Annotated in this window: 6 protein-coding genes; 2 read left to right on the top strand and 4 right to left on the bottom strand. The window is 70.5% G+C overall.

All coding sequences use genetic code 11. From position 1 onward, the window contains the following. Positions 1-603 (top strand): maleylpyruvate isomerase N-terminal domain-containing protein (locus tag D471_RS0102595; protein ID WP_017597184.1); only part of this gene is annotated, 603 nt, incomplete at its 5' end. A gap of 31 nt (positions 604-634) precedes the next feature. Here D471_RS0102595 and D471_RS0102590 read toward each other — a convergent pair. From D471_RS0102590 to gltB, 4 genes are all read right to left on the bottom strand, one after another. Further along, on the bottom strand, positions 635-1,528 hold the full coding sequence (locus D471_RS0102590; protein ID WP_017597183.1) for a hypothetical protein: 894 nt from the start codon (positions 1,526-1,528) through the stop codon (positions 635-637). A gap of 82 nt (positions 1,529-1,610) precedes the next feature. Further along, positions 1,611-1,988: a DUF2784 domain-containing protein gene (locus tag D471_RS0102585; RefSeq protein ID WP_017597182.1), complete on the bottom strand. Its 378-nt coding sequence runs from the start codon at positions 1,986-1,988 to the stop codon at positions 1,611-1,613. A 66-nt stretch (positions 1,989-2,054) separates the two neighbouring features. Then, positions 2,055-3,509, bottom strand: coding sequence for a glutamate synthase subunit beta (locus D471_RS0102580; protein ID WP_017597181.1), 1,455 nt, complete (start codon positions 3,507-3,509; stop codon positions 2,055-2,057). Positions 3,510-3,542: 33 nt separating this feature from the next. Further along, the gene (gene gltB / locus D471_RS0102575) at positions 3,543-8,099 is read right to left on the bottom strand and encodes a glutamate synthase large subunit (protein WP_040688030.1); all 4,557 of its coding nucleotides are present in this window, start codon (positions 8,097-8,099) and stop codon (positions 3,543-3,545) included. A 712-nt stretch (positions 8,100-8,811) separates the two neighbouring features. On the opposite strand from gltB, the gene D471_RS32715 reads away from it, so the two are divergent. Continuing rightward, on the top strand, positions 8,812-9,338 hold a 527-nt coding region (locus D471_RS32715), incomplete at its 3' end, for a bis-aminopropyl spermidine synthase family protein (protein ID WP_017597179.1).

Genomic DNA, 9,338 nt, shown 5'->3' with positions numbered 1-9,338 from the left:
GAGCCGTGGGATGTGGCGGCGTTGGCGGCGCACGCGGTGGGGGCGGTGCTGCGGGTGGACGGCATGTTGGACGCCCAGGCTCCTGGGCGGGGGGTCGGGCTGGTGTCGGCGGCGGGGTACTACGCGCCGGATGTGCGGTTCTCCTCGGAGGTGAACGGGGAGCGGGTGCGGTCGGCGGTGGAGGTCGCGGCTCGGCGCGCGGACGCTGGGGAGCCGGGGCGGGTGCTGCGTGAGGGCTGGGCGGCGCTGAGTGCGCGGCTGGCGGCCGAGGACGGTGACCGTCGGGTGTTCACACGGCATGGTGATCCGATGTTCCTGAGGGACTTCCTGGTGACGCGTGTGGTGGAGGTGGTGCTGCATGGCTGGGATCTGGCGGACGCGTTGGGTCGGGAGCCGTGGACGACGCGGTCCGGGTTGGATCTGGTGACGCGCCTGGTGTTCGGTGCGGCGGACCGGGCGGCGTTGGAGCGGGTGTTTCCGGGGGTGTGGTCGGGTGGCGCGGCGGCTGAGGCCGCGGTGCGTGCGGTGACCGGCCGTTCGGAGGGTGGTGTGGAGCGGGACGCGTTGTCGGCGGCCGGTGTGCGGTTCCTGGCGTTGGGTTAGGGACGGTCCGGGGCGGGGCGGAGGCCCCTGCCTACCGGTCGCGCCTGGGTTGGGGCAGGTAGGTGCCGATGCGGCCGTAGGCGCGGAGGACGCGCAGGCGTTGGATGGTGCGGATGCCTTCGCGTTCGAGGGTGGCCGCGGGGTCCCAGTGGCCCGGGGCGGCGTCCCAGCCGCCGTCGGCGCGCTGCTGTTCCTCGAAGACGTCGAGGTTGCGGCTGATCTCGGCGTCGGTGAACAGAGGCCGGGCGATGTGGTGCGGGTCGGGGACCAGGTCGAGTGGGGTGTGGGCTCCGCCCTCGGCGCGGGGGTGGACGTCGATGACGGCGCGGATCATGGTGGACAGCCGGTTGACCGCCCGCAGGGCGCGGGTGCGGTTGGGGGCGTGCTGGAGGAAGGCGCACACGCCGATGGCCTCGTGGGGGTCGGTCCAGGCGAGGGTGTCGACGCGTTTCCAGCAGTAGGCGGTGGCTGTGTCGCGCCAGGGGTGCGTGATGTGGTGTTTGTGGAGGTATCCGCAGATGAGTGCGGTGATGTCGAGGCGCCCGGAGAAGTCCTCGGTCTCCAGGAACCAGGGGGCGGCCTCGGTGTGGCGGATGGTGGGCAGGACGAAGGGGACGCTGCCGTCGGGGTCGCAGACGTTGGCGAGGAACTGGCAGGCGCCGGTGCCGATGTTGTGCGGGATGGGGCCGAGTTCGTCGAGGTAGCGCAGGGCGATCGCGATGGCGGCGGGCTGGCTGGCGTGGCCGCGCATGTCGGGGTCGAGTCCGTTGCCGTAGCCGCCGTCGAGGTTGCGGTAGGCGGCCAGGGCGGAGCGGATCGGGGCGGCGGGGCCGCTCTGGAAGTGGTAGGCGAAGCGGTGGCGGTCGATCAGGCGCGCGGTGCGCATGGTGAAGTGCTCCGCCGCGTGGTATGCGTCCCAGGTCACAACGCTCATGTCTTCGACGGTACGACCAGCGGATCGTCGCGGAGAATAGTCGGCCGTGCAATATATGCGATCTTTACGCTGGTTACGGAGTGTTCTCCTTGCGTCGCCCCCGGTAGGTGAATGCGGCCAGGCCGCCCCAGGAGATGAGGACGGCCGCGGCGACGGCGAGTTGGACCGTGCGGAGGTGTTCCTCGGGGTAGACGACGCCGGTGAGGTAGTGGTCGACGAAGCTGGCGCCGGGGAGTCCGGTCTGTCCGGCGCGTGCGCGGGCCCAGTTCTCGACGTGGGTGAGGGGGCAGGCCCAGCCGATGAGGGTGATGCCGAGTGCGTAGAGGGCGACGGGGGCGTGGATCCAGAGGGTGCGGGGCCAGCGCCAGGTGAGGAATCCGCCGAGGGCGACGTAGAGGAGGAACGCCAGGTGGGTCACCATGGCGGCGTCACCGATCAGGCGGTAGAGCATGCCATCAGCCTAGGGCGGCGCCGGGCGCGGGGTGTGTCCCCGAGCCCGGCGCCGTCGGTGGTGGGGTCAGACCAGGGGCCGTTCGGTCGGCGGGATGGCGACCGGCAGGGTGGTGGTCTCGCTGAGGTAGCGGTCGACTCCGGCGGCGGCGGAGCGGCCCTCGGCGATGGCCCAGACGATGAGGGACTGGCCGCGACCCATGTCTCCGGCGCAGAAGACGCCGTCGACGCTGGTCTTGTAGTCGGCGTCGCGGACGACGTTGCCGCGTCCGTCGAGTTCGACGCCGAGCTGCTCGATCATGCCCTCCTTCTGGGGGCCGACGAAGCCCATGGCGAGGGTGACGAGGTCGGCGGGGATCTCGCGTTCGGTGCCCTCGACGGGTTCGAAGCCCTTGTCGGTGCGCTTGACCTCGACGAGCTTGAGGGCGCGGACGTTGCCGTTCTCGTCGCCGAGGAATTCGAGGGTGTTGACGGAGTAGATCCGCTTGCCGCCCTCCTCGTGCGCGCTGGTGACCTTGTACAGCATGGGCATGGTGGGCCATGGCTGGTGGTCGGGCCGCTTGGCGGGCGGCTTGGGCATGATCTCGAGCTGGGTGACGGAGGCGGCGCCCTGGCGGTGGGCGGTGCCGACGCAGTCGGCGCCGGTNCCCCCCCCGCCGATGACGACGACGTGCTTGCCCTCGGCGGTGATGGCCGGGGTGTCGTAGTCGCCTTCCTGGACCCGGTTGGCCAGGGGCAGGTATTCCATGGCCTGGTGGATGCCCTGGAGTTCGCGTCCGGTGGCGGGCAGGTCGCGCCATGCGGTGGCGCCGCCGGTGAGGACGACGGCGTCGTTGTCGGCGCGGAGCTGGTCGACGGTGATGTCGACGCCGATGTCGACGCTGGTGCGGAAGGTGGTGCCTTCGGCGGTCATCTGGGCGAGGCGGCGGTCGATGTGCCGCTTCTCCATCTTGAACTCGGGGATGCCGTAGCGCAGGAGGCCGCCGATGCGGTCGGCCCGCTCGTAGACGGTGACGTCGTGTCCGGCGCGGGTGAGCTGCTGTGCGGCGGCGAGTCCGGCGGGGCCGGAGCCGACGACGGCGACCTTCTTGCCGGTGCGGGTGGTGGGGGGCAGGGGCTTGACCCAGCCCTCCTCCCACGCGCGGTCGATGATGGAGACCTCGACGTTCTTGATGGTGACGGCGGGCTGGTTGATGCCGAGCACGCACGCGGATTCACAGGGGGCGGGGCAGAGCCGTCCGGTGAATTCGGGGAAGTTGTTGGTGGCGTGCAGGCGTTCGATCGCCTCGGCCCAGTCGTGGGTGTAGACGAGGTTGTTCCACTCGGGGATGAGGTTGCCGAGCGGGCAGCCGTTGTGGCAGAAGGGGATGCCGCAGTCCATGCAGCGCGAGGCCTGCTTGGTGACGGTGCCCCGGTCGAAGTCCTCGTGGACCTCGCGCCAGTCCTGGATGCGCACGTCCACCGGGCGGTGGGCGGGCAGTTCGCGTTCGGTGATCTTCAGGAAACCCTTGGGGTCAGCCATGGTGTGTGTTCCTCCTTTCGTGTTCGCTGACGCTCAGGACTGCGCGGAGGCCATGACGGCCTCGTTGACGTCGCGGCCGTCGCGTTCGGCCTCGGCCTGGGCGAGCAGGACCCGCTTGTAGTCGCGCGGCATCACCTTGGCGATGCGGTCGAGGGCGGCGGGGCCGTCGGCGAGGAGTCGTTCGGCGACGGCGGAGCCGGTCTCGTCGCGGTGGCGGGTGAGGACGTCGGTGAGGAGGACGCGGTCCTCGTCGGTGAGTTCCTCGATGTCGACCATCTCGGGGTTGACCCGGTGGGGGTCGAGGTCGAGGACGTAGGCGACGCCTCCGGACATGCCCGCGGCGAAGTTGCGGCCGGTGCGGCCGAGGATGACGGCGCGGCCGCCGGTCATGTACTCGCAGCCGTGGTCGCCGATGCCCTCGACGACGGCGGTGGCGCCGGAGTTGCGGACGCAGAAGCGTTCGCCGGCGATGCCGCGCAGGAAGATCTCGCCGGAGGTGGCGCCGTAGCCGATGACGTTGCCCGCGATGATGTGGTCCTCAGCGGCGAGCTGGGAGGACCGGTCGGGGCGGACGATGAGGCGGCCGCCGGAGAGGCCCTTGCCGACGTAGTCGTTGGCGTCGCCCTCGAGGCGGAGGGTGACGCCCTTGGGCACGAACGCGCCGAAGGACTGGCCGGCGGATCCGGTGAAGGTGATGTCGATGGTGTTCGCGGGGAGGCCGTCGGCGCCGTGGCGCTTGGTGACCTCGTGGCCGAGCATCGTGCCGACGGTGCGGTTGACGTTGCGTACCGGCAGTTCGAGCTTGACGGGCTGTCCGAAGTCCAGGGCACCCTCGGCGAGCTGGATGAGGGTGTTGTCCAGGGCCTTCTCCAGGCCGTGGTCCTGGGTGCGGGTGTGCATCCGGTGGTCGCCCGCCCAGGGCTCGACCTCGTGCAGGATCGGGTTCAGGTCCAGGCCCTGGGCCTTCCAGTGGTCGACGGCCTCGGTGGTGTCGAGCAGGTCGACGGCGCCGATGGCCTCGTCGAGGCTGCGGAAGCCGAGCTGGGCGAGGTACTCGCGGACTTCCTGGGCGATGAACTCGAAGAAGTTGACGACGTACTCGGCCTTGCCGGAGAAGCGTTCGCGCAGGGTCGGGTTCTGTGTGGCGACGCCGACGGGGCAGGTGTCGAGGTGGCACACGCGCATCATGACGCAGCCGGAGACGACGAGGGGTGCGGTGGCGAAACCGTATTCCTCGGCGCCGAGCAGGGCGGCGATGACGACGTCGCGGCCGGTCTTCATCTGGCCGTCGGTCTGGACGACGATGCGGTCGCGCAGCCCGTTGAGCAGCAGGGTCTGCTGGGTCTCGGCGAGGCCGAGCTCCCAGGGGGTGCCCGCGTGCTTGAGCGAGTTCAGCGGGGAGGCGCCGGTGCCGCCGTCGTGGCCGGAGATGAGCACGACGTCGGCGTGGGCCTTGGACACGCCGGCGGCGACGGTGCCGACTCCGGCCTCGGAGACCAGCTTGACGTGGACCCGCGCGGACGGGTTCGCGTTCTTAAGGTCGTGGATGAGCTGGGCGAGGTCCTCGATGGAGTAGATGTCGTGGTGCGGCGGCGGGGAGATGAGCCCGACGCCGGGGGTGGAGTGGCGGGTCTGCGCCACCCACGGATAGACCTTGTGGCCGGGCAGTTGGCCGCCCTCACCGGGCTTGGCGCCCTGGGCCATCTTGATCTGGATGTCGTCGGCGTTGGTGAGGTAGTGGGAGGTGACGCCGAACCGGCCGGAGGCCACCTGCTTGATGGCGCTGCGGCGCAGGTCGCCGTTGGCGTCGCGGGTGAAGCGGGCCGGGTCCTCGCCGCCCTCGCCGGTGTTGGACTTGCCGCCGAGGCGGTTCATCGCGATGGCGAGGGTCTCGTGCGCCTCGGCGGAGATGGAGCCGTAGGACATGGCGCCGGTGGAGAAGCGCTTGACGATCGCGGAGACGGGCTCGACCTCGTCGATCGGGACCGGTTCGCGCACGCCCTCCTTGAGGCGGAAGAGTCCGCGCAGGGTCATGAGCTTCTCGGCCTGGTCGTCGACCTTGGAGGTGTACTCCTTGAAGATCTCGTACCGGCGGGTGCGGGTGGAGTGCTGGAGCTTGAAGACCGTCTCGGGGTTGAACAGGTGCGGCTCGCCCTCGCGGCGCCACTGGTACTCGCCGCCGACCTCCAGGCGCCGGTGGGCGTTGGGGTTGGCGGTGTGGGCGCGGCGGTGGCGGATGGCGACCTCCTCGGCGAGGACGTCGAAGCCGACGCCGCCGAGGCGGGAGGTGGTGCCGGTGAAGCACCGGTCGATGACCTCCGGGCCGAGGCCGAGGGCCTCGAAGATCTGCGCGCCGGTGTAGGAGCTGACCGTGGACACGCCGATCTTGGACATGATCTTCAGGACGCTCTTGCCGAACGCCTTGACGGTGTTGGCGACGGCCTGGTCGGCGTCGATGCCGCCGATGACGCCGCGCTCGACCAGGTCCTGGACGCTGGCCAGGGCCAGGTACGGGTTGACGGCGGAGGCGCCGTAGCCGATGAGGAGTGCGACGTGGTGGCACTCGCGCACGTCGGCGGCCTCGACGACCAGTCCGACCTCGGTTCGGGTCTTCTCGCGCACGAGGTGGTGGTGGACGGAGCCGGTGAGCAGCAGCGACGGGATGGGCGCGCGCGTGGCGTCCGCGCCGCGGTCGCTGAGCACGAGGATGTGGGCGCCGTCGGCGATGGCCTGGGACACCTCGGTGTTGATCTCGTCGAGGCGTGCGGAGAGCGCGTCGCCGCCGCCGTCGACGGGGTAGGTGCCGTCGACGGTGAAGGTGCGCAGGGCCGGGTTGGTGGTTCCGGCCTTGACGATGGCGGCGAGCTGGGCCTGGTCGACCACGGGTGTGGACAGGACGAGGCGCCGGGTGTCGCCCGCTTCGGCCTTGAGGAGGTTGCCCTCGGCTCCGAGCAGGGTGTTGAGGCTGGTGACCATCTCCTCGCGGATGGCGTCCAGTGGCGGGTTGGTGACCTGCGCGAAGTTCTGCGAGAAGTAGTCGAAGAGCTGGCGGGACCGGTCGGAGAGGGCGGCGACGGGTGTGTCGGTGCCCATGGATCCGATGGGTTCGGCGCCGGTGCGGGCCATCGGGGTGAGGATGACGCGGAGGTCCTCCTCGGTGTAGCCGAACACCTGCTGGGCGAGGTTGAGTTCGGCGACCGGGGTGGGTTCGGCGTCGGGCAGGTCGGTCAGGCGCACGAGGCCGGCGTCGATCCACTCCTGGTAGGGGTGTTCGGCGGCCAGTTCGGCCTTGATCTCCTCGTCCTCGATGATGCGGCCCTGGTCGGTGTCCACGACGAAGATGCGGCCGGGCTGGAGGCGTCCCTTGCGGACGATGGCGGCCGGGTCGATGTCGAGGACGCCGGCCTCGCTGGCCAGGACGACGAGGCCGTCGTCGGTGACCCAGTAGCGGCCGGGGCGCAGGCCGTTGCGGTCCAGGACGGCGCCGACGACGGTGCCGTCGGTGAAGGTGACCGAGGCGGGTCCGTCCCAGGGCTCCATGAGGGTGGAGTGGAACTCGTAGAAGGCCCGGACGGCCGGGTCCATCTCGGTGTGGTTCTCCCAGGGCTCGGGGATCATCATGAGCACCGCGTGCGGGAGCGAGCGTCCGCCCAGGTGGAGCAGTTCGAGGGCGTCGTCGAGCGAGGCGGTGTCGGAGTCGTCGGGGTCGACGATGGGGAAGATCCGGTCGAGGTCGCCGGGGATGAGGTCGGTGGCGAGCTTGGCCTCGCGCGCCCGCATCATGTTCCGGTTGCCCTTGACGGTGTTGATCTCGCCGTTGTGCGCGACGTAGCGGAACGGGTGGGCGAGCGGCCAGGACGGGAACGTGTTGGTGGAGAACCGGGAGTGGACCAGGGCCAGGCCGGAGGTGTAGCGCCGGTCGGACAGGTCGGGGAAGAACGGCTCCAGCTGCGGGGTGGTGAGCATGCCCTTGTAGGCGATGGTCCGCGGGGACAGGCTCGGGAAGTAGACGTCGGTCTCGTGTTCGGCGCGCTTGCGGACGCAGTAGGCGTAGCGCTCCAGGGCGATGCCGGTGAGGCCTTCGGTGGGGGTGCCCTGGCGGCCGGTGATGAACAGCTGGCCGAAGGAGGGCATGGCCTCACGGGCGGCGGGGCCGCTGTACTGCGGTTCAAAGGGCAGTTCGCGCCAGCCGAGAACGGTCAGGTCCTCGTCGGCGACGATGGCGTCGATGCGCGCGACGGCGTCCGCACGGGCGGCGGCGTCGGCGGGCAGGAAGGCGATACCGGTGGCGTAGGCGCCGGCGTCGGGCAGGTCGAAGTCGCAGACCTCGGTGTAGAGCTCGTGCGGGATCTGGGTGAGGATGCCCGCGCCGTCACCGTCGTCGGGGTCGGCCCCGGAGGCGCCTCGGTGGTCGAGGTTGCGCAGGACGGTGAGTGCCTTCTGGACGATCTCGTGGCTGCGTCGGCCGTTGAGGTCGGCGACGAAGCCCACACCGCAGGCGTCGTGCTCGAAGGCGGGGTCGTACAGGCCCTGGGACGTGGCTTCCGCGTTCGTTCGGACGGACGAACGCCGCACCTGAGCAGCAGGCATCTACCCTCCTGTCGTCTTTCGTCGGCTTCGTGAAAAGCGCATCCGGGACGACATTGGCCCTGCTGCGTCAAGATTCGGTTGTGTGGCCGGGTTACGGCCGGTTCCCGTGTGCGGGGCGTCCCTGTCCGTTACCGTCGGGGCGGTCACGTCCTCGTGGCCGCAGTAGCGGAGGGTCGCCCGTGGTTCGGGCAGGTTCTCTTATACATGTCGGTCCAGCCGCGATGCGAATCGCAGGTCTAGACCAAGTGGAGCCGCGGTGCGCCCTCGACTCCGGGGCTGTGCCCCCTCGCGGAAGGGAGCACGGGTCCCTCTCGGAGGGGTTCTCCGATGAGGGCTGGCCTAGCCGTATCTTCCACCTGGGAACCCGGCTAAACCTCCCAAAGTGGATTAAACCTCGACTGGTGGCCGGGTCCCTCCACATCAGAACGTGAACATGGCGCTCCGCACACCCACATTACCCCGGTGTTAACGCCACCTCCAAGGGGTGTTCCGCCCGCTCGTGAGTGATATCTCCCTCATCCGCCCCGAACCGCCCTGACCAGCGATTCCACCCCCACCGCCCGTACGTGGGACGATCAGGGCATGGCAGGACACCCGACTTCCCCCGGCCCGGACCACCCCGGCGCCGCGTACGCGCACCCGACCGCCCACACCCCACGGTCACCGNCAGCTCCTGCCGCAGGCGGCTCTGCGACTGCTGCTCGACCAGGGTGTGGACGCGCCCCGGGTCCGCCGGATCCTCGCCCTGCTCTCGGACGGGCGGTGGTGGAGCGCCAACGACCTCGTGCGCGCGAGCAGGGTCGCCCACTCGGTCGTGGCGGCCGTGCTCAGGGAGTTGGACGAGGCCGAGGAACTGGACACCGAGAGCGGTGACGGACAGCGCAGGGTGCGCCTGGTCGCCCCTTCCGAGTACCGGGGCGCCGCGGCGGACGAACTGGCCGACCCCGTGGCCCACCTGCTCCCCCGGCACGCGCGGGCGGGCGCGATCCTGACCCGGGCCGTGAGTGAGGGCCCCGCCTCCGACCCGAACCTGGACCACGTGGCGGCGACCGCGGAGACGGCACTGCGGCGCGCGCTCTTCCTGACCACGCGGTTCGACCTCGACGACCGGGTGCTGCTGTGCGTGGGCGACCACGACCTGACCGCGCTGGCGGTGACCTTGGTGTGCCCGAGGGCGCGCGCCGAGGTCGTGGACGTGGACGAGCGGGTGCTGGCGCACATCGACGCGGTGGCCGAGCG

This window comes from Nocardiopsis lucentensis DSM 44048 (assembly GCF_000341125.1).
Taxonomy (GTDB): domain Bacteria; phylum Actinomycetota; class Actinomycetes; order Streptosporangiales; family Streptosporangiaceae; genus Nocardiopsis; species Nocardiopsis lucentensis.
This window is presented reverse-complemented; position numbering and strand designations above follow the sequence as displayed.

Excerpts from the sequence above, each read along its gene's own strand:
- D471_RS0102585 (WP_017597182.1), bottom strand. The coding sequence starts at position 1,988 with ATGCTCTACCGCCTGATCGGTGACGCCGCCATGGTGACCCACCTGGCG.
- gltB (WP_040688030.1), bottom strand. The coding sequence starts at position 8,099 with ATGCCTGCTGCTCAGGTGCGGCGTTCGTCCGTCCGAACGAACGCGGAA.